At 51.1% G+C, this 19,892-nt stretch carries 19 protein-coding genes; 10 read left to right on the top strand and 9 right to left on the bottom strand.

Features of this window, described 5'->3' with window-relative positions:
* Window positions 1-25 precede the first annotated feature (25 nt).
* From gsiB to gsiD, 3 genes are read left to right on the top strand one after another with little or no spacing between them, the layout of a single operon-like run.
* Complete coding sequence (gene gsiB, locus OGX97_RS18035; RefSeq protein WP_057067351.1) at window positions 26-1,564, top strand: glutathione ABC transporter substrate-binding protein GsiB; 1,539 nt, start codon at window positions 26-28, stop codon at window positions 1,562-1,564.
* A 46-nt stretch (window positions 1,565-1,610) separates the two neighbouring features.
* A complete protein-coding gene (gsiC, locus tag OGX97_RS18040; RefSeq protein ID WP_032942797.1) occupies window positions 1,611-2,531 on the top strand; it encodes a glutathione ABC transporter permease GsiC in 921 nt (306 codons plus the stop codon).
* 2 nt (window positions 2,532-2,533) lie between these two features.
* A complete protein-coding gene (gsiD, locus tag OGX97_RS18045; protein ID WP_032942798.1) occupies window positions 2,534-3,445 on the top strand; it encodes a glutathione ABC transporter permease GsiD in 912 nt (303 codons plus the stop codon).
* A gap of 92 nt (window positions 3,446-3,537) precedes the next feature.
* On the opposite strand, the gene rimO is transcribed toward gsiD, so the two are convergent.
* Window positions 3,538-4,845: a 30S ribosomal protein S12 methylthiotransferase RimO gene (gene rimO, locus OGX97_RS18050; RefSeq protein ID WP_003831616.1), complete on the bottom strand. Its 1,308-nt coding sequence runs from the start codon at window positions 4,843-4,845 to the stop codon at window positions 3,538-3,540.
* A 231-nt stretch (window positions 4,846-5,076) separates the two neighbouring features.
* Between rimO and OGX97_RS18055 the strand changes: the two genes are divergently transcribed.
* Entirely contained in the window at window positions 5,077-5,262 is a 186-nt protein-coding gene (locus tag OGX97_RS18055; RefSeq protein ID WP_223240755.1) for a glycine cleavage system protein T, read from the top strand.
* Between the two features lie 51 nt (window positions 5,263-5,313).
* The gene (glgP, locus tag OGX97_RS18060; protein ID WP_057067352.1) at window positions 5,314-7,764 is read left to right on the top strand and encodes a glycogen phosphorylase; all 2,451 of its coding nucleotides are present in this window, start codon (window positions 5,314-5,316) and stop codon (window positions 7,762-7,764) included.
* Between the two features lie 32 nt (window positions 7,765-7,796).
* On the opposite strand, the gene OGX97_RS18065 is transcribed toward glgP, so the two are convergent.
* Window positions 7,797-8,723, bottom strand: coding sequence for a LysR family transcriptional regulator (locus OGX97_RS18065; protein ID WP_032942801.1), 927 nt, complete (start codon window positions 8,721-8,723; stop codon window positions 7,797-7,799).
* 220 nt (window positions 8,724-8,943) lie between these two features.
* Between OGX97_RS18065 and bssR the strand changes: the two genes are divergently transcribed.
* Window positions 8,944-9,327, top strand: a complete 384-nt coding sequence (gene bssR, locus OGX97_RS18070; RefSeq protein ID WP_048225978.1) for a biofilm formation regulator BssR — start codon at window positions 8,944-8,946, stop codon at window positions 9,325-9,327.
* A 102-nt stretch (window positions 9,328-9,429) separates the two neighbouring features.
* Entirely contained in the window at window positions 9,430-10,527 is a 1,098-nt protein-coding gene (locus tag OGX97_RS18075) for a PQQ-dependent sugar dehydrogenase (RefSeq protein ID WP_279850467.1), read from the top strand.
* 5 nt (window positions 10,528-10,532) lie between these two features.
* Here the strand turns inward: OGX97_RS18075 and OGX97_RS18080 are convergent, their stop codons facing one another.
* Window positions 10,533-11,159 (bottom strand): glutathione S-transferase family protein, encoded by a 627-nt coding sequence (locus OGX97_RS18080; RefSeq protein WP_003831628.1) that lies wholly within the window; start codon window positions 11,157-11,159, stop codon window positions 10,533-10,535.
* 328 nt (window positions 11,160-11,487) lie between these two features.
* On the opposite strand from OGX97_RS18080, the gene dacC reads away from it, so the two are divergent.
* The gene (gene dacC / locus OGX97_RS18085) at window positions 11,488-12,690 is read left to right on the top strand and encodes a serine-type D-Ala-D-Ala carboxypeptidase (protein ID WP_020996521.1); all 1,203 of its coding nucleotides are present in this window, start codon (window positions 11,488-11,490) and stop codon (window positions 12,688-12,690) included.
* A gap of 45 nt (window positions 12,691-12,735) precedes the next feature.
* On the opposite strand, the gene deoR is transcribed toward dacC, so the two are convergent.
* Together deoR and ybjG are read right to left on the bottom strand one after the other, a co-directional pair.
* The gene (deoR, locus tag OGX97_RS18090) at window positions 12,736-13,494 is read right to left on the bottom strand and encodes a DNA-binding transcriptional repressor DeoR (protein ID WP_032942805.1); all 759 of its coding nucleotides are present in this window, start codon (window positions 13,492-13,494) and stop codon (window positions 12,736-12,738) included.
* A gap of 64 nt (window positions 13,495-13,558) precedes the next feature.
* Entirely contained in the window at window positions 13,559-14,167 is a 609-nt protein-coding gene (ybjG, locus tag OGX97_RS18095; protein ID WP_071445057.1) for an undecaprenyl-diphosphate phosphatase, read from the bottom strand.
* 297 nt (window positions 14,168-14,464) lie between these two features.
* Here ybjG and OGX97_RS18100 point away from each other — a divergent pair, with 297 nt between their 5' ends.
* Window positions 14,465-15,697: an MFS transporter gene (locus OGX97_RS18100; protein WP_008784235.1), complete on the top strand. Its 1,233-nt coding sequence runs from the start codon at window positions 14,465-14,467 to the stop codon at window positions 15,695-15,697.
* Between the two features lie 217 nt (window positions 15,698-15,914).
* Here the strand turns inward: OGX97_RS18100 and OGX97_RS18105 are convergent, their stop codons facing one another.
* The 3 genes from OGX97_RS18105 to OGX97_RS18115 all read right to left on the bottom strand — a co-directional run bounded on the left by OGX97_RS18105 (window position 15,915) and on the right by OGX97_RS18115 (window position 18,327).
* Window positions 15,915-16,196, bottom strand: coding sequence for a hypothetical protein (locus OGX97_RS18105; protein ID WP_003831642.1), 282 nt, complete (start codon window positions 16,194-16,196; stop codon window positions 15,915-15,917).
* A gap of 107 nt (window positions 16,197-16,303) precedes the next feature.
* Complete coding sequence (locus OGX97_RS18110) at window positions 16,304-17,119, bottom strand: Cof-type HAD-IIB family hydrolase (RefSeq protein WP_204557492.1); 816 nt, start codon at window positions 17,117-17,119, stop codon at window positions 16,304-16,306.
* Entirely contained in the window at window positions 17,119-18,327 is a 1,209-nt protein-coding gene (locus OGX97_RS18115; protein WP_008784238.1) for an MFS transporter, read from the bottom strand. The genes OGX97_RS18110 and OGX97_RS18115 overlap by 1 nt, the downstream gene beginning before the upstream one ends.
* Window positions 18,328-18,412: 85 nt before the next feature.
* On the opposite strand from OGX97_RS18115, the gene OGX97_RS18120 reads away from it, so the two are divergent.
* Entirely contained in the window at window positions 18,413-18,973 is a 561-nt protein-coding gene (locus OGX97_RS18120; RefSeq protein WP_048235744.1) for a TetR/AcrR family transcriptional regulator, read from the top strand.
* Here the strand turns inward: OGX97_RS18120 and OGX97_RS18125 are convergent.
* A complete protein-coding gene (locus OGX97_RS18125; protein WP_279850469.1) occupies window positions 18,960-19,757 on the bottom strand; it encodes an SDR family NAD(P)-dependent oxidoreductase in 798 nt (265 codons plus the stop codon). The genes OGX97_RS18120 and OGX97_RS18125 overlap by 14 nt on opposite strands.
* Window positions 19,758-19,892 lie beyond the last annotated feature (135 nt).

Consider the following 19,892-nt stretch of genomic DNA (forward strand, 5'->3'; position numbering starts at 1 on the left):
GCAGGCAGGGTTTAAGGAGAATAACATGACAAAAATTGTTGCTCGAAAATGGCTGGTTGCTGTGGGAGTGGTCTCTGCACTGGCCGCATCGCCTGGCTGGGCCGCCAAAGATGTAGTGGTAGCCGTGGGGTCCAATTTCACGACGCTCGACCCCTATGACGCGAATGACACGTTGTCGCAGGCGGTAGCGAAGTCGTTTTATCAGGGGTTGTTTGGCCTTGATAAAGAGATGAAACTGAAAAATGTGCTCGCGGAGAGTTATACGGTTTCTGATGATGGGCTGACCTATACCCTTAAGCTGCGCCAGGGCGTGAAGTTTCAGGATGGAACTGACTTCAATGCCGATGCGGTAAAAGCTAACCTCGATCGGGCCAGTAACCCGGAAAACCATCTGAAACGTTACAACCTGTATAAGAATATCGATAAAACCGAAGTCGTCGATCCGTCGACGGTGAAGATTACGCTGAAACAGCCGTTCTCTGCCTTTATCAATATTCTGGCGCACCCGGCAACGGCGATGATTTCTCCCGCCGCGCTGGAAAAATACGGTAAAGAGATCGGTTTCCATCCTGTGGGGACCGGGCCGTACCAGCTTGATACCTGGAATCAGACGGATTTTGTGAAGGTTAAGAAGTTCGCGGGCTACTGGCAGCAAGGGTTGCCAAAGCTGGATACGATTACCTGGCGTCCGGTGACCGACAACAACACGCGTGCGGCCATGCTGCAAACTGGGGAAGCGCAGTTTGCCTTCCCAATCCCTTACGAGCAGGCGTCGCTGTTGGCGAAGAACAAAAACCTGGAACTGGTGGCCAGTCCGTCTATTATGCAGCGTTACATCAGCATGAACGTCACGCAAAAACCGTTCGACAACCCGAAGGTGCGTGAAGCGCTGAATTATGCCATCAACCGCCAGGCGCTGGTGAAAGTGGCTTTTGCTGGTTACGCGACGCCGGCAACCGGCGTTCTCCCCCCGTCGATAGCCTATGCGCAAAGCTATACGCCGTGGCCCTACGACCCGGCGAAAGCGCGCGAACTGCTGAAAGAAGCAGGTTATCCGAACGGTTTTACCACTACGCTATGGTCTTCGCATAACCACAGTACCGCGCAGAAAGTGCTGCAATTTACCCAGCAGCAGCTGGCGCAGGTGGGCATTAAGGCTCAGGTAACAGCGATGGATGCCGGTCAGCGCGCCGCGGAAGTTGAAGGTAAAGCGCAGAAAGAGAGTGGGGTACGGATGTTCTACACCGGCTGGTCGGCGTCTACGGGCGAAGCTGACTGGGCGCTGTCACCGCTGTTTGCATCACAAAACTGGCCGCCAACTTTGTTTAATACGGCGTTCTACAGCAATAAGCAGGTGGACAGTGATTTAGCGGCAGCGTTGCAAACTAACGATCCGGCGCAGAAAGCGAAGCTGTACAAAGACGCGCAGGATATTATCTGGAAAGAATCGCCGTGGATCCCGCTGGTGGTGGAAAAACTGATTTCGGCGCACAGTACCCGGTTGACCGGGTTCTGGATTATGCCGGATACCGGATTTAGTTTTGATGATGCGGATTTAAAATAAGCTATGCATTCGGCCCCGCAGCCCAGGGGCCGACGAAGGGAGCCTGATGCTTAACTATGTTTTCAAGCGCCTGCTGGGGTTGATTCCAACTCTGTTGATTGTTGCGGTGCTGGTATTTTTATTTGTTCACCTGCTACCCGGCGATCCGGCCCGGCTGATTGCCGGACCGGAAGCTGACGCCGAGGTTATTGAACTGGTGCGCAAGCAGCTGGGTCTGGACCAGCCGCTGCATGTTCAGTTCTGGCATTACATGACCAACGTGTTGCAAGGCGATTTTGGCACCTCGATGGTTTCTCGTCGCCCGGTATCTGAAGAGATAGCCAGTCGTTTTATGCCATCACTATGGCTGACTATTGCCAGTATGGCGTGGGCGGTATTGTTTGGTATGACGGCGGGGATCATTGCTGCCGTATGGCGCAATCGTTGGCCGGACAGATTAAGCATGACGCTGGCGGTCACCGGGATCTCGTTCCCGGCGTTTGCGCTTGGCATGCTGCTGATGCAGATATTCTCCGTTGAACTCGGTTGGTTGCCTACCGTGGGCGCAGACACCTGGCTGCACTACATCCTCCCGTCTATTACGCTGGGCGCGGCGGTGGCTGCGGTGTTAGCCCGATTTACTCGCGCCTCGTTTGTTGATGTGCTTAGCGAAGATTATATGCGCACCGCGCGGGCTAAAGGGGTGAGTGAAACCTGGGTGGTGTTAAAACATGGTCTGCGTAATGCGATGATCCCGGTGGTCACCATGATGGGACTACAGTTTGGCTTTTTGCTTGGTGGATCAATCGTGGTTGAGAAGGTGTTCAACTGGCCCGGGCTTGGGCGACTGTTGGTGGACTCCGTCGAAATGCGCGACTACCCGGTGATTCAGGCCGAGGTACTGTTGTTTTCTCTGGAATTTATTCTTATTAACTTAGTGGTGGATGTGCTCTACGCTGCCATTAATCCGGCTATCAGGTACAAGTAAGGATGCGATTTTTTAACTGGCGCCGACAGGCGATTTTAAATGCGATGCCCCTTGTTAAGCCAGAGCAGATACGCACACCGTGGCATGAGTTCTGGCGTCGGTTCCGTCGACAGCACATGGCGATGGTCGCTGGGCTGTTTGTATTGCTCCTGATCGTGGTAGCGATTTTTGCCCGCTGGCTGACGCCATTTGATGCCGAGAATTACTTCGATTATGACCGTTTGAATGATGGGCCGTCGATGCTGCACTGGTTTGGCGTTGACTCACTGGGACGGGATATCTTTAGCCGCGTGCTGGTTGGTGCGCAAATCTCGCTGGCGGCAGGAGTCTTTGCCGTATTTATTGGCGCGGCGATTGGTACGGTACTGGGGCTGCTGGCGGGATACTACGAAGGCTGGTGGGATCGACTGATCATGCGAATCTGCGATGTGCTGTTCGCCTTTCCGGGGATATTGCTGGCGATAGCCGTGGTCGCCGTGCTGGGCAGCGGTATTGCTAACGTGATCATTGCCGTAGCCATTTTCTCCATTCCAGCCTTCGCGCGCCTGGTGCGTGGGAATACGCTGGTGCTGAAGCAACAGACGTTTATTGAGTCTGCGCGCAGTATTGGTGCCAGCGATGCGACCATCATCTTCAACCATATTCTGCCTGGAACGGTCTCATCGATCGTGGTCTTTTTTACCATGCGAATTGGCACGTCGATCATCTCTGCCGCAAGCCTGTCATTTCTGGGATTAGGCGCACAGCCGCCGACGCCGGAGTGGGGGGCAATGCTTAATGAAGCGCGCGCTGATATGGTGATCGCGCCGCACGTGGCGATTTTCCCGGCGGTAGCGATATTCCTGACGGTGCTGGCGTTTAACTTACTGGGAGATGGTCTGCGCGACGCGCTGGACCCGAAGATAAAAGGATAAACCGTAGGCCTGATAAGACGCTTCAGCGTCGCCATCAGGCATTGCCGGATGCGGCATAAATGCCTTATCCGGCCTACGTTGGGTTACGCTAATTAAACGCGGGTGCCCCACAGATCGTATTCATCTGCGTTTTCGACCTTCACGCGGATGATATCGCCAGGTTTCACCTTGGTTTCACCATTCAGGTATACCGCGCCGTCGATTTCTGGAGCATCAGCCATGCTACGACCAATTGCGCCTTCTTCGTCAACTTCATCAACGATAACCAGAATCTCGCGGCCCACTTTCTCTTGCAAACGTTCAGCAGAGATCTGCTGCTGCAATTGCATAAAGCGGTTCCAGCGTTCTTCTTTCACCTCTTCCGGGATTTGATCCGGCAGGTCATTAGCGCCAGCGCCTTCTACCGGGCTGTATTTAAAGCAGCCCACGCGATCCAGACGCGCTTCCTTCAGGAAGTCGAGCAACATCTGGAAGTCTTCTTCCGTTTCACCCGGGAAACCAACAATGAAAGTGGATCGCAACGTCAGTTCAGGGCAGATTTCACGCCACTGCTTGATGCGCGCCAGCTGTCTGTCCACGGAGCCCGGGCGTTTCATCAGTTTAAGAATACGCGGGCTGGCATGCTGTAACGGGATGTCCAGATACGGCAGGATTTTGCCTTCCGCCATCAGCGGGATCACATCATCAACGTGCGGGTAAGGGTAGACGTAATGCAGGCGCGTCCAGATCCCCAGTTTTGATAACTGTTCGCACAGATCAACCATGCTGGTTTTGACCGGCTCGCCGTTATGGAAACCGGTACGATGCTTCACATCTACACCGTACGCTGAGGTATCCTGAGAAATTACCAGAATCTCTTTCACGCCCGCATCGACCAGACGCTTGGCTTCGCTAAGGACGTCGCCAATCGGACGGCTCACCAGATCGCCGCGCATGGATGGAATAATGCAGAACGTGCAGCGGTGGTTACAGCCCTCGGAAATCTTCAGATAGGCGTAATGGCGAGGAGTCAGCTTAACGCCCTGCTCAGGAACCAGACTCTGGAACGGGTTGTGTTTTGGTTTTGGCACATAGTGGTGAACGTGCTCCAGAACCTGTTCATAGCTATGCGGCCCGGTGATTTCCAGCACCTTCGGGTGGACTTCACGGATCTGATCGACTTTCGCGCCCAGACAGCCGGTGACGATCACCTTACCGTTCTCGTTCAGCGCTTCGCCAATTGCTTCCAGGGACTCCTGAACCGCACTGTCGATAAAGCCGCAGGTATTAACGATAACCATATCCGCGTCGTCGTAGCTTGGCACAACATCATAGCCTTCGGTACGAAGTTCGGTCAGGATGCGCTCAGAATCGACGAGGTTTTTCGGACAACCTAGTGATATAAAACCAATTTTTGCCATTTTCTTATACTGTACATTGCTCGTAATCGGGGGATTATACAGATGCCTTCACGGTACATCTATATCTGATCAGCATAAGACGGAGAGAATAAAGAGCGATACCTATAAAGAGTAGATCGGTTAGTGAAAGGTGTTTAGTGAGTCTAATTCCGGCTTTAAGTGCCGCTTCTTGGCTATAGACACTCATTATCGTAAATTTTATCTCGTCGAGCGTTACTAATGAGGTTAAATTTGAAAGATATTGTTTTGAAGTCGAAACTTGAAATGGCTAAAACTCTTTATGCTAATGGTGTGAGTTTATATTATATCTCGCTTGCCACAGGCTTAAGTTGGCGTGTATTAATGACAGAATTAACGTTTATCGCCAGTCATGAAAATATTCGACAAAAAGCTAACGCTCACGTACCCAAACTTTAAATAATTCACCTGTCTATTACCATCCTACAAAATTTGAAAGGTAACGTTAATATGTATATTTCGCCACTTCCGGTCGCCACGGACTCTGATGTTGATAAACTTAGAGATGATATTGCTAATAAACTTTTATTCACTATTGGCAAAGATCCCGCAATCGCCACGAAACGGGAGTGGCTTAATGCGACGTTATATGCGGTACGCGATCGGATGGTCGAGCGCTGGCACCGTTCTAATCGGGCGCAATTCTCTCAGGATGCGCGCCAGGTATATTATCTGTCGATGGAATTTTTAATTGGTCGTACACTATCCAATGCATTGCTCTCTTTAGGTATTTATGATGAAGTCAGAAGCGCGCTGGAGGCAATGGGGCTTGAACTGGAAGAACTGATTGACGAAGAAAACGATCCCGGGTTAGGTAATGGTGGTCTCGGTCGTCTGGCGGCCTGCTTCCTTGATTCACTGGCGACGCTTGGGTTGCCGGGATGTGGATACGGTATTCGTTATAACTACGGTATGTTCAAACAAAATATCGTTAACGGTGTACAAAAAGAGTCGCTCGATTATTGGCTGGAATACGGTAATCCCTGGGAGTTCAAACGTCATAATACGCATTATAAAGTACGTTTTGGCGGGCGTGTTCAACAGGAAGGGAATAAAACCCGCTGGCTTGAAACCGAGGATATTCTGGCCGTGGCACATGATCAAATTATTCCAGGTTATGCGACGGACACGACTAATACGTTACGCTTGTGGAACGTGCAGGTGAATAGCGAAGTTAATGCGGGCAAACTGAATCAGCAGGCCGACTTTGCTACTGAAGTGGAAAACAAATACCACTTCGATCGTATCTCGCGGGTTTTGTACCCTGATGATTCCACCGATGCGGGGCGTGAATTGCGTTTACGCCAGGCCTATTTCCTGGCCTCGGCGACGATCCAGGATATTCTGAGTCGTCATTATCAGTTGCACAAAACATACGACAATCTGGCCGATAAAATTGCGATTCACCTTAATGATACGCATCCGGTACTGGCGATCCCTGAGTTGATGCGTTTATTGGTTGATCATCATCAGTTTAGCTGGGATAACGCGTTTGACGTGACCTGTCAGATTTTTTCTTATACCAACCATACGTTGATGAGTGAGGCGCTGGAGACCTGGCCAGTAGAAATGCTAAGTCGAATTTTGCCGCGCCATTTGCAGATTATTTTTGAGATTAACGATCGTTTTCTGAAGACATTACAGGAACGTTATCGTAATGACAGCGATCTACTGAAACGTGTGTCGTTAATTGATGAGTCCAATGGTCGTGTGGTGCGTATGGCCTGGCTGGCGGTAGTTGTCAGTCATAAGGTAAACGGCGTGTCGGCATTGCATTCAAAACTGATGACCGAATCACTGTTTGCAGACTTCGCGCGTATATTTCCCTTGCGTTTCACCAACGTAACCAATGGTGTGACTGCGCGTCGTTGGCTGGCGCTGGCGAATCCACCGCTTGCCAAAGTGCTGGACGAAAATATCGGTGACAGCTGGCGGACTAAATTAATGCAGTTGGGCGAGCTGAAGCAGTTTATAGATTATCCGTCGGTGAATGAGGCTGTGCATCGTGCGAAACGTGAAAATAAGCAGCGGCTGGCGCACCATATTGCCACCCACTATGGCGTGGTGGTGAATCCTGATGCGCTGTTTGATGTGCAGGTGAAACGCATCCACGAGTACAAGCGGCAACTCATGAATGTGCTTCACGTTATTACACGCTATAACCGGATTAAAGCCGCGCCGGATGCCAACTGGGTACCGCGAGTGAATATCTTTGCCGGAAAAGCGGCCTCCTCTTATCACATGGCAAAACAAATTATTCGCTTGATTAACGATGTGGCGCAGTTAGTCAATAACGATCCGCTGATTGGCGGCAAACTGAAAGTAGTATTTATTCCGGATTACAGCGTCAGTCTCGCTCAGCTAATTATTCCGGCAGCCGATCTGTCAGAGCAAATTTCCCTGGCCGGGACGGAAGCCTCCGGGACCAGCAATATGAAATTCGGTATGAATGGTGCGCTCACTATCGGTACGCTCGACGGTGCGAATATCGAAATGCGCGAATACGTTGGGGAAGATAACATCTTTATCTTTGGCAATACGGCTAATCAGGTTGAAACTCTGCGACGTGATGGCTATGACCCGAGGCACATCTTTGAAAAGGATGAGGAACTTCATCAGGTGCTGACGCAAATCGGTACAGGGGTGTTCAGTCCGCAGGAGCCAGGGCGTTATAGAGACGTGTTGGATTCATTGATTAACTTCGGCGACTACTATCAGGTATTGGCAGATTATCGCAGCTATGTAGATTGTCAGGATGCGGTGGACGAGTTGTATCGTACTCCCCGGGAGTGGACGACAAAAACCATGCATAATATTGCTAACATGGGGTATTTCTCGTCGGACAGAACGGTTCAGGAATATGCCGACCATATCTGGCGCATAGCAAAAATACGCGTGTAGCCAGTATTTCTAACGCTCAGCCTCTCTCGTTTTCATAACAGGGAGGCTGTTTGCAAATCAGCCAGAATAGGTGAGAGGATTTTGTGGGTATTGCTTTCTTTGCGCGATGAGGCAAACACGCTAAATTGTGGCAAGGGAAACGGAGTGTTTATTTTTTTTAGTCCATACAGCTGAGCGTGTGTTTCAAATACCTTTTCCGGGATCACCCCTAAACAATGGGTATTGGACACAATCGTCAGAATCGCCGTAAACGATGAGGTAAGCAGGCAGCGTTCTCCGGTTCTAAATTTTTTATCCACAATACTGCGATGATAAATGATTTTCTCATTCTTAGTATTGTAACCGACCAGGTTAGCGTTTCTGAATTGCGCTTCACTGATGGTGTTACCATATAAAGAATTATTCTGTGAGGCCGCCAGTACCAGGCGCATATCGCATATTTTCTGGCATGAAAGACTTGCTGACTCTACGGCAAAGGTAGAAAAAACAGCATCTGCCTGACGCATATTCAGCAGTTCAATAATACTCTGTTCATTCAGGTCGGCGGTAAGGTGCAGGAGGCTGATATCGGCGTCAGTCTCGATTATTCTGGCGGTGACATCTGGAATAACGATAGGGGAAATAAAAGATTCCGTATAAAGCGTTAACCTTTTTTTGGCGGCAGGCGTGGAAAGCGGCATCAGCGTTGATAGCTTATCGATAATTGGGATTGTATTATCATACAGTTCATCAGAATAGACCGTCGGTAACAGTGCATTCCCGCTACGGACAAAAAGATTATCACCCATCATTTCGCGCAGTTTTCTTAATGACTGGCTGACGGCGGAAGGTGAGATGTTCAGCATGTCAGCGACTCTGGAAATGCTACCCACGCTATAGATCAAACAGAAAATGGTCAGCAGATTGAGATCTATTTTTGATAGTGTGCGTATTTTTTCTGCATCATTTGCTTTCGACATAGACCCCTCATCATCAACACCATGGCAGTAACCACATCAGGTATAGCAAAAAAAGTCAGGCGAGTCAGACACAGAGCGCCTTCGATAAGCGTACAGAATGAAGTTGTAACATTGTAAATTATGTTAATCAATTGGGCTTTATTGATGTAGGACATCTATTTGTTCAAAAAACAACCATACTATTAAGTTGCACCATAGTTGGAAAGAGGAGGAACAAAGTATGGTTGTTGACAGACTGAGAACCGATCTTCTCAACAAATTGATAAACGCCCGTATCGAACTTGCCGCTTATCTGCAGTTGAGAAAAGCGAAAGGCTACATGTCAGTTAGCGAGAGCGATCGCCTGCGTGATGTTTTTTTTGCACTGAATCGCGAATTGCACGAGCAATCACAGCTTCACGGTATGCATCTTGATCAGGAAGAGTGGAATGCCCTTCATCGTGCTGAAGGGGCGTTAGCCGCCGCCGCGGTTTGTCTTATGAGTGGACATCACGATTGTCCAACGTTTATCGCCGTTAACGCAGAGAAACTGGAAAACTGCCTGACAACGCTGACGCTGAGCATCCAGTGTTTGCAATCTTATCCAACGCTGGAACACGTCTGAATCAGGGGGAGGGCGCTCCCCCTTTTCGTCAAGATTATGTAAATGTAGCGGGATAATTCCCCTTGCTGGCTACGCTTTATGCAGAGCCATTAAGGAGGTGTTATGCGTCGACTCTTTCTCTGTGCTATTCCACTTGCGCTATTTTCCACTTATGCCGCCGCGGTAAAAGTGGAAGTGCTGCAAACTAAACTCGATCACCCATGGTCACTGGCTTTTTTACCCGATAACCGCGGTATGCTCATTACGCTCAAAGGTGGACAGCTTCGACTCTGGCAGCCTGATAAAGGGCTTTCCGACCCGCTGACCGGCGTACCCAAAGTTTGGGCAAATGGTCAGGGAGGACTGCTTGATGTGGCGTTAGCACCGGATTTTGCACAATCTCGCCGGGTATGGCTAAGCTTCGCTGAAGCCGACCGCGAAGGCAAAGCGGGCACTGCGGTAGGCTACGGGCGATTGAGTGACGATCTCAAACATCTGCAAGGATTTCAGACCGTTTTTCGCCAACAGCCAAAGCTTTCCACCGGGAACCATTTTGGTGGACGTCTGGTATTTGATGGTAACGGTTATCTGTTTATTGGCCTGGGGGAGAATAATCAACGCGCTACCGCCCAGGACCTGGATAAATTGCAGGGTAAATTAGTCCGACTGACCGACGAGGGAAAAATTCCGCCGGATAATCCGTTTGTGAACATGGCAGGAGCGCGGGCAGAGATTTGGTCGTATGGCATCCGCAACCCGCAGGGGATGGCGATGAATCCGTGGAGTGATGTGCTGTGGCTCAATGAGCATGGTCCACGCGGAGGCGATGAAATCAATATCCCCGAGAAAGGGAAAAACTACGGCTGGCCTATCGCGACCTGGGGTGTTAACTACAGTGGTTTGAAAATTCCCGAAGCAAAAGGTCAAATTGTTGCAGGCACGGAACAACCCATCTTTTACTGGGAAAAGTCGCCGGCGGTTAGTGGAATGGCTTTTTACAATAGCGATACCTTCCCGCAGTGGCGGCAGAAGTTGTTCATCGGCGCGTTGAAAGATAAAGAAGTGATCGTGCTGAGCGTTAAGGGGAATACGGTCACTGAGGATGGTCGTCTGTTGCAGGAAAGGGGGCAGCGGATCCGTGATGTGCGCGTCGGACCAGACGGTTATTTGTACGTGCTAACCGACGAGTCCGACGGGGAATTACTGAAAGTGAGTCTCTGATTTGGTTAGCTGACCGGGATCATCACGATTTTTTGAAACGCCGGTCGCTCAGTCAGTTGTTGATACCAGCGTTCCAGATGCGGGCGCGGGGTCCAGCTCAGACCAACGTTGAACAGGTTATAGATGAACGGTGCAACAGCGATATCCGCCGTGCCAAATTCAGCCCCGGAGAACCATGGCTGGTCTGCCAGCGCGTTATCCAGAATGGCAAACAGGTTATCGCAAACTTGTTTACTTGCCTCAATGGCCGCCATATCGCGCTGATCGGCAGGTGTTCTGACCAGACCAAATAAGATAACCCGATGCGCAGGGCTTAGCGTCTGATTTGCCCAGTCCATCCATTTTTCACCGACGGCGCGCGCGGCCGGGGCGTCAATCCACAAACGTTTTTGTCCGTACTGAGCGGCCAGATAGCGGACAATGGTATTGGATTCCCACAGGACAACGTCTGTTTCATCATCGCGTAGCAGCGGGACCAGTCCGTTCGGGTTCAGTGCCAGATAGTCGGCATCGCGGTTACCGCCATGCTGCCCGCCCGCCAGAATTTGGTTATACGGCAGTTCCAGTTCCTCGAGCGTCCACAATACTTTTTTTACGTTGGTCGAGTTATTGCGACCCCACAGTGTAATCATAGTAACCCCGCAAATTAATTGAGCAGCTTTATGGCTGCAGATGCCATCTGACTAGCTCACATGGTGGGGTAAACCTAATATTTACGCAACAAAGTCTAAAAAAATCGTGCCAGGAGCAGCGCAGCGCGGCGTTATTGCATAAACTTTAAAAACTTTACCAACTTACGGTTTCTTTAAGCTCGTTAGTGCGTTATTACTCACCGCACTTATTTTACACGTCATCCATCAGACTTTTTCTGCATGGGTTGGTCGAGGTCGCTTGGCCGGTTTTGTGTAAACACGGTGTGGTATGACGTGGTTTTTTGGAATGGATACTCGGGTGGCATTTATGACGCAATACTTCTCTTCACTTCGCAGCTTTGCTGCAGGTTCTGCACTCTTAATCCTTTTGGCGCCGACCGTACAGGCGGCGGAGCAACCGACGGCCCCGCCGAGCGTGGACGCGCGCGCGTGGATTCTGATGGATTACGCCAGTGGTAAGGTGCTGGCGGAAGGTAATGCTGATGAGAAACTGGATCCTGCCAGTCTGACCAAAATCATGACCAGCTATGTGGTTGGGCAGGCGCTGAAGGCCGGAAAAATTAACCTCAACGACATGGTCACCGTGGGCAAAGACGCCTGGGCGACCGGTAATCCAGCCCTGCGCGGTTCGTCGGTCATGTTCCTCAAGCCCGGCGATCAGGTCGCGGTGTCCGATCTGAATAAAGGCGTTATCATTCAGTCAGGTAACGATGCCTGTATTGCACTCGCTGATTACGTTGCCGGTAGCCAGGAATCCTTTATTGGTCTGATGAACGGCTATGCGAAAAAACTGGGGCTGACAAACACGACTTTCCAGACGGTACACGGCCTGGATGCGGCAGGACAGTTCAGTACCGCGCGTGATATGGCGTTGCTCGGGAAGGCGTTAATCCACGATGTGCCGGAAGAGTACGCTATTCACAAAGAGAAAGAATTTACCTTCAATAAAATACGTCAACCGAACCGCAACCGTCTGTTGTGGAGCACCAACCTGAACGTGGACGGTATGAAAACCGGGACCACTGCCGGGGCGGGATACAACCTGGTGGCCTCCGCGACCCAGGGGGATATGCGCCTGATCTCCGTGGTGCTGGGAGCAAAAACCGACCGCATTCGTTTCAATGAGTCAGAAAAACTGCTGACCTGGGGCTTCCGTTTCTTTGAAACCGTTACGCCGATCAAGCCGGATGCGACTTTCGTCACCCAGCGCGTCTGGTTTGGCGATAAGAGTGAAGTGAATTTGGGCGCCGGAGAAGGGGGGTCTGTGACCATTCCGCGTGGCCAGCTCAAAAACCTGAAGGCCAGCTTTACCCTGACTGAACCACAGCTAACTGCACCGCTGAAGAAAGGTCAGGTTGTGGGCACTATCGACTTCCAGTTGAACGGAAAATCCATTGAGCAGCGTCCGTTGATGGTGATGGAAGATGTGGAAGAGGGTGGTTTCTTTAGCCGCATGTGGGACTTTGTGATGATGAAATTCCACCAGTGGTTTGGTGGTTGGTTCTCTTAATCTTATCTATTGCCGGATGGCGCAATCGCCGTCCGGCAGTATCTGTTAGTACTTCAGCGTGATACGTTGTGCTTTAGCGTACTCAACAAATGCCTCGTCAGGACGGCTGTCGCTGATGATGGTATCAAAGCGTTTTAATTCCCCCATCCTCGCAGGTCGCACCTTGCCAAACTTGCTGTGATCGACCACCAAAACGTGATGCTGCGCCATCGACATCGCCCAGTGCTTCACCGGCAGTTCTTCCAGATTAAAACAGGTCGCGCCTTTTTCGATGTGAACACCTGCTGCGGAATAAAAGGCGATATCCGGACAGAGGTTGTTCAGCGTTTCCTGGAAATCGAGCGGTTTAAAAATCGCGTTACTGGCATGGAATTCACCACCACACAGAATGACGCGGCACTGCGGTTTTTCCTGCAGCACCAGAAACGTATTCAACGAGTAGCAGATTGCTGTGAAGGGCAGTTCATTGTCGATCGCTTCAATGATCCACGGCGTGGTCGTACCGCAATCGAAAAAGATGGTCTGATGCGCCTGCACGAGACTCGCCGCCTGCTGGGCAGCACGACGCTTTTCATCAACCAGACGGGATTTTTGATCGCTGATTAAATAGTGGTTAGCGCTGCGGGGTTCCAGAACAATATAGCCCCCGAGCAGCACGACGGGAGCATCATGATTATTCAGGTCGCGACGAATGGTCATCTCAGATACGCCCAGCAACGTCGCGGCTTCTTTGAGGTGTAATTTATCGCTGCGTTTCAGCGCCTGCAGTAATTGACCAATACGCTCGTCGCGTCGAGTTTCCATAGTTCCCCTGGAGAATAGAATAAGTGCTCAGTTTCGCGCTTAATACTACTCTTTTTACCGCGGGTTAGTCACGTACCCAACCTTTACGGATGGGGAGAGCGAAGCAGGTGCGATAGCACGTCTGCAAGCCGAGGTACAAGCTTGTGCCGAACCGTTGCCAGATCATCTGGGCGCTCAGGCAACCGATCAACCCGGCCAGTAATCCGCCCAGCATATCCATCGGCCAATGAACGCCAAGGTAAACACGTGACCAGGCAATCGCCACGGCGACAACCATCAGCAGAGCACCCGTCCACAAGCGATGCCAGAACAGGAAGGCCAGAGCAAAGGTAAAGATAACCGTACCGTGGTCGCTCGGGAAAGAGTCATCTGCCGCATGGTGCAGGAAGTTATAACCGATGTGGTTAACGAACGGACGATCGTGGGGGAAAAGATGCCCCATCAGCCAGGAAATCGTCAGACCGACTACCAACGCAATGCCCATTTTGATGACCAACTGGCGCTGGAGCGTAACCTGACCACGAGGCCCCCAAAGCCAGAGCACAACGGCTAACAGCGGCACAATGCTGATCAGATCTTTGGCAATGAAAATGGCGAGCGAAATTGCCCATTGCGCAGAGTCGGGTGTTGCATTGATCAAGTAAAAAAGCGAATTGTTCAGATTTTCCAGCATAACGTCCAGACTCAGTGTAATCGTTAAATAGACCCATTTGGGGAGAGCATAAAATTGCTTTCACGGGATAAAAAGCGGTCTTGTCTTATTTGCCTGTTAAATGACGATTTTTAAGACAATTAATGAGACTTATTGAGCATGATAGCGGTCTCAACTTAAATTAACCTTAAAGCAAAATGTTCTTGAGCAAATGAGTGTAAAAATGTGCGCATTTTGCTTTCAAATCACATAATTCACTATCACCAGTACGGCGCATTTATTACACTTTGCGCGATTTTTCTATAGTTAAGAGATTGCATGCAGAACCGTTTATCTTCAGGCGTCCGTTTGGGGCGTCAGGCATTACTTTTCCCGCTCTGTCTGGTGCTTTACGAATTCTCCACTTATATCGGCAACGATATGATCCAGCCCGGAATGTTGGCGGTGGTGGCGCAATATAACGCCGGATTAGATTGGGTACCTACGTCCATGACCGCCTATCTGGCAGGCGGCATGTTTTTGCAGTGGTTGTTAGGACCGCTGTCGGACCGTATTGGTCGTCGCCCGGTAATGTTAACCGGCGTGATCTGGTTCATCGTTACCTGCCTTGCAACCCTGCTTGCACAGAATATTGAGCAATTTACCTTCCTGCGCTTTTTGCAGGGGATAAGCCTGTGCTTTATTGGTGCGGTGGGTTACGCCGCCATTCAGGAATCCTTTGAAGAAGCGGTCTGCATAAAAATTACCGCGCTGATGGCAAACGTGGCGCTGATTGCGCCACTGCTGGGTCCGTTGGTAGGCGCAGCCTGGGTACATGTTCTGCCGTGGGAAGGGATGTTTATCCTGTTTGCTGCTCTGGCGGCCATCTCCTTTTTTGGTCTGCAACGCGCGATGCCGGAAACGGCAACCCGGCTTGGTGAAAAGCTGTCCATTAAAGAGCTGGGCAAGGATTATAAGCTGGTGCTGAGGAACGTGCGCTTCGTTGCAGGCGCACTGGCGTTGGGTTTTGTCAGCCTGCCGTTACTGGCGTGGATTGCGCAGTCCCCGATTATTATCATCAGTGGTGAACATCTCAGCAGCTACGAATATGGTCTGTTGCAGGTGCCGATTTTTGGCGCGTTGATTGCTGGTAACCTGGTGCTGGCGCGTCTGACTTCGCGAAAAACCGTGCGTTCGCTCATTATCATGGGCGGCTGGCCAATCGCCGTTGGCCTGATTATTGCCGCTGCGGCCACGGTGGTGTCATCCCATGCATATCTATGGATGACGGCGGGTTTGAGCATCTATGCGTTTGGCATTGGCGTGGCGAATGCGGGGCTGGTGCGCCTGACGCTGTTTGCCAGCGAAATGAGTAAGGGTACTGTTTCTGCCGCAATGGGTATGTTGCAGATGCTGATTTTTACCGTCGGTATTGAGTTGAGCAAACACGCGTATCTGCTGGGAGGGAACGGCTTGTTCAGCCTGTTCAATCTGGCAAGCGGCGTACTGTGGCTGATTCTGATGGTTATCTTCCTGAAAGATAAAAGGGTAGGGAATTCCCGGGAAGGCTAAGGTCCGGATTTCCGCAATCCAGCGCAGATAAGCATAATGACGCCGATAAATTCATCATTATGTTGATAATAGAATCACGCTGTAGGCCGGATAAGCGAAGCGCCATCCGGCGGCCTGTAGCAAATTGCCGGATGGCGGCGTAAACGCCTTATCCGGCCAACCGCTCACCAAAGATCTTAACTGACCAGTATTACGGTTGTCTGGGCCTGGCGACAACTTAGTGGTGGTCGTCAATCTGATGTTCGATAACCATCCCTTCACCGACGCTTGCCACATGTCGCGCATAAGGATGTGCGCGATAGACAGGGGCCGGAGCAGGCGCTGGAGCAACATATACCGTTTGTGGTGCGGTAGTTACGCTGACCGCCTGCGGGACGCTGACGGAAGAGGGCACTACCACCACTTTATAACCGCTGGGGACATCAACGGTAACGCTCTGTGCAAATGTTGTCCCCGCAAAGCCCAGCAACAATGTCGCCATTAGTACACTTTTCTTCATGATCCGCTCGCCTGAAATATTCACTGGAAGTAATAATCCAGCGGGTTAATTTGAGGCGGATTATGAATAGATCATGCCATCATTTTGTTGCCGTCTGTGCTGAGCCGTTAATGCGTAAACGGTGCTTCATTCCTTAACACGCGGTCAATAATATCCAGAACGCCCTCTTCGTTGTTCGAGCCTGCGCGATATTTTGCCGCCTCGATCACCGGCTCATGGGCGTTGGCCATTGCAAAACTAAATCCTGCCTGGCGCAGCATCTCAATATCATTTCCGCCATCGCCAAATACAACAACTTCATTGTCGTTAATATTCCAGCGTTGTTGCAGCAGGCGCAGACCGTTAGCTTTATGCACGCCGGGAATTATTAAGTCGATGCTGCCGTAGCCGGTATGCACTGGTACCATAATATCGCCAATCGACTCGTGGAGATCGGCCTGTACCTGTGGAATTCGGTCGTCGGAAATATTCAGCCCGAACTTGAAGAAAACGTCGTTGAGGTTGTCAAAATCATCTACAAATTCAAGACGATGATAATACATGGCGGAAACGTTCTTATGCTCATCGCTGTACTGTTTCAACGTATAGGCGCTGTTTTTACCACAGGCAATAATGTCGATATCGGCGCGGGTCAGCAGATGCTCTACGATGGCATGGAAATCGTCTTTAGCCAGTTCGCCGTTAAAGACATCTTCTCCTTCACTGACCACCCAACCACCGTTTTCGGCGACAAATGAGATTTCATTGGCCAGTTCGGGGAAAAAGGAAATCAACTGATAATATTGGTTGCCGCTGGCGACTACAAAGCGGATCCCTTGTTCTTTCATCTGGCGATATTGCGCCATAAAGCGCTCACGGTTATAGGTTTTTTGGTCGCTTAAAAATGTGCCGTCCATGTCGACCGCAATTAATTTGATACTCATTAGCTGTTCTCCATCACCGTAGTATTTTTGAGATCCGGTTTCGCTACCGCTTTCGCGACGACGGCGGCGACAAGCACCAGCGCCAGCACCACCAACATAGCGCTGCGCAGGCCATAGTGTTCACCCAGATAGCCCAGAAGCGGCGGTCCAACAAGGAACGCCAGGTAACCGGTGGTCGCCACGACGCTGACGCGGGTTGGGGCATCGGGGCCGGTGTCGCTGGCGGCTGAAATGGTCAGCGGGAAGCCGAGCGATGCGCCGAGTCCCCACAGAATAACGGACACACCCGCCACCCAGGAACTGTCGACAAAAATAATCAGGCTAATCCCGAGAGCGCCCATCAGCGCACTGGCGCGCACCACCGCAACGCGGCTGTAACGGTCGATGAACCAGCCGCCGGTAAATCGCCCAACGGTCATACCCAGCGTAAAACCGGCATAAATCAGCGAGCCTGATGTCGGGCTAAATCCATGTCCGTCCACCATTAACAGTGGAAGCCAGTCGTTGGCGGAACCTTCAGCAAATGCCATTGCCAGCACTACAACGCCGATCAGCAATAGCTGGATATCACGATAAAAAGGCAGTCCTTTTTCACCGGAGTGAGAACCGTCAGCGGCATTTTTGCCCGTGCCGTCAGGAATAGCTTTGATGGCGATGAAAATAGGTGTGATAGCAACCATTGCAGCCAAAAGAATATGCGCGGTAGCCGGGACGCTGAAGGCGGTAAGCATCATTCCAACTCCAGCCCCTGCCAACGTTCCCAGGCTGTAAAAACCGTGCATCATCGGCAGCACGGTTTTGTTCATTTCGCGCTCAACTGCCGCACCTTCGACGTTGATGGCAACTTCTGCCGCGCCAAAGCTGGCGCCAAATACGCTCAGGCCAAACGCGAAAAGCCATGCGGAATGCAGCCAGAGCGCTACGCTGAGGATCGCCATTCCGAGGACTGCACAAGACATGGTGGTGCGAATCACCTTACGCGTGCCAAATCGTTTCACCAGCCAGGCCGAACAAAGTATGCCACTCATCGAACCAATAGAGAGCCCAAACAACACCGCACCCATTTCGGCAGTGGAGATGGAGAGGATATCTCTGATGGCAGGGGTACGCGTTGCCCAGGAGGCCATTAATAATCCTGGTAAAAAGAAGAACGTGAACAGCGCCCAGGTGCGACGTCTTAAGGCTTTGCGTGATGAGATGCCAGTCATGAATTCGAGCCAAAGAAAAGAGGGAAGGAGACAACATTAGCAAGACTGTGTACATTTGTACACAAATGCAAGAAGAGGAAATGTAGTGCGACGTGCAAACGATCCGCAGCGGCGGGAAAAAATAGTTCAGGCGACTCTGGATGCAGTAATAGACCATGGCATTCATGGGGTTACACATCGTAAAATCGCTATGATTGCCGAGGTGCCACTGGGTTCTATGACCTATTACTTTTCGGGAATTGATGAGCTTTTGATGGAGGCATTTGGCCGTTTTACTGACAGGATGCTGTTGCAGTATCAGGACTTTTTTGCCGACGTTAAGGATGCGTCGCAGGCTTGCCATGCCATTACCGATATGATTTACGGCTCTCAGGTCACAACGCCTGATAATATGGAGCTCATGTATCAGCTGTATGCTTTCGCCAGCCGTAAACCAGCGTTGAAAACGGTGATGCAGAACTGGATGCTACGCAGCCAACAAACGCTGGAGCAGTGGTTTGATCCGGTTACTGCGCGGGCGCTGGATGCGTTTATTGAAGGAATGACGCTGCATTTTGTAACGGACAAAAAACCGCTGCAGCGAGAAGATATCTTGCTGATGGTGGAGCGTATTGCAGGGATACCCGCGACAGTCAGCTGTGCGTAGCGCCTCCGGTAATATTCACCACCGTCGCGGTCATGGCGCTGGCATGGTCTGAAGCAAGAAAGGTCATGACCTCAGCGATTTGTGCAAGCGTAGGCAGGCGCGCGAGCATGGTACTTTGCGCCGCACCCCCTAACCATTGATCGACGGTTAAACCCATTGACTGTGCTTTGGCGGAGAAAATTTCTCCGGTATAGGAGCCAGCTGCAACAGCATCCACAATCGCATGCGAGCGCACGCCGACGACCCGGATATTTGCCGGTCCTACCTCGCTGGCGAGCGCTTTAATAAAAGCCTCTGTTCCTGCACAACCAACAATATGACCCAGATGACCAGGCATCGCCATCGGGGCCGCGGGGGCAACAACGCTGAGAATGACGCCCGCACGATTGCCGCCCATGTGCGGCGTTACGGCTTTAGCGATATTGAACTGCGCCGAGAGGAAAGGGGTGATGCCGCTCATAAGCTCAGAGAGGGATAATGCGTTAATGTGTTTGCCCTGTTCGTGCATAAATCCCGTTGCGTTAACCACCACATCTATTCCACCGGTTTGCTGCGCAAGGCGGGTAACTTCCTTCGATGCGTTGTGCTCGTCGAGTACATTGGTGATAAAGGTTTCGACTGTACCACCTGCCGTTCGGATAATACTGGCCGTCCGATCAAGTTTTTCCTGGCTGCGAGCGCCCAGACATATATGGGCTCCTTCGCGCGCCATGGCCTGCGCAACCGCACTACCAATAGCCCCGCTGCCACCAAAAATTACTGCGACTTTGCCAGTAAGCAACATGACTAACCCCCATCCCCGATAAAGCACCGTTTTAAAGTATGTGCCATAACCGGCATGCTGCAAATTTGGGAGGAGTTTCAGAGGTGGAAGGCGATGAGCGCAAATTTCAGGCAACAAAAAACCCATTTATGTAAA

Source organism: Citrobacter sp. Cpo061 (assembly GCF_030332845.1).
Classification (GTDB): Bacteria; Pseudomonadota; Gammaproteobacteria; order Enterobacterales; family Enterobacteriaceae; genus Citrobacter; species Citrobacter portucalensis.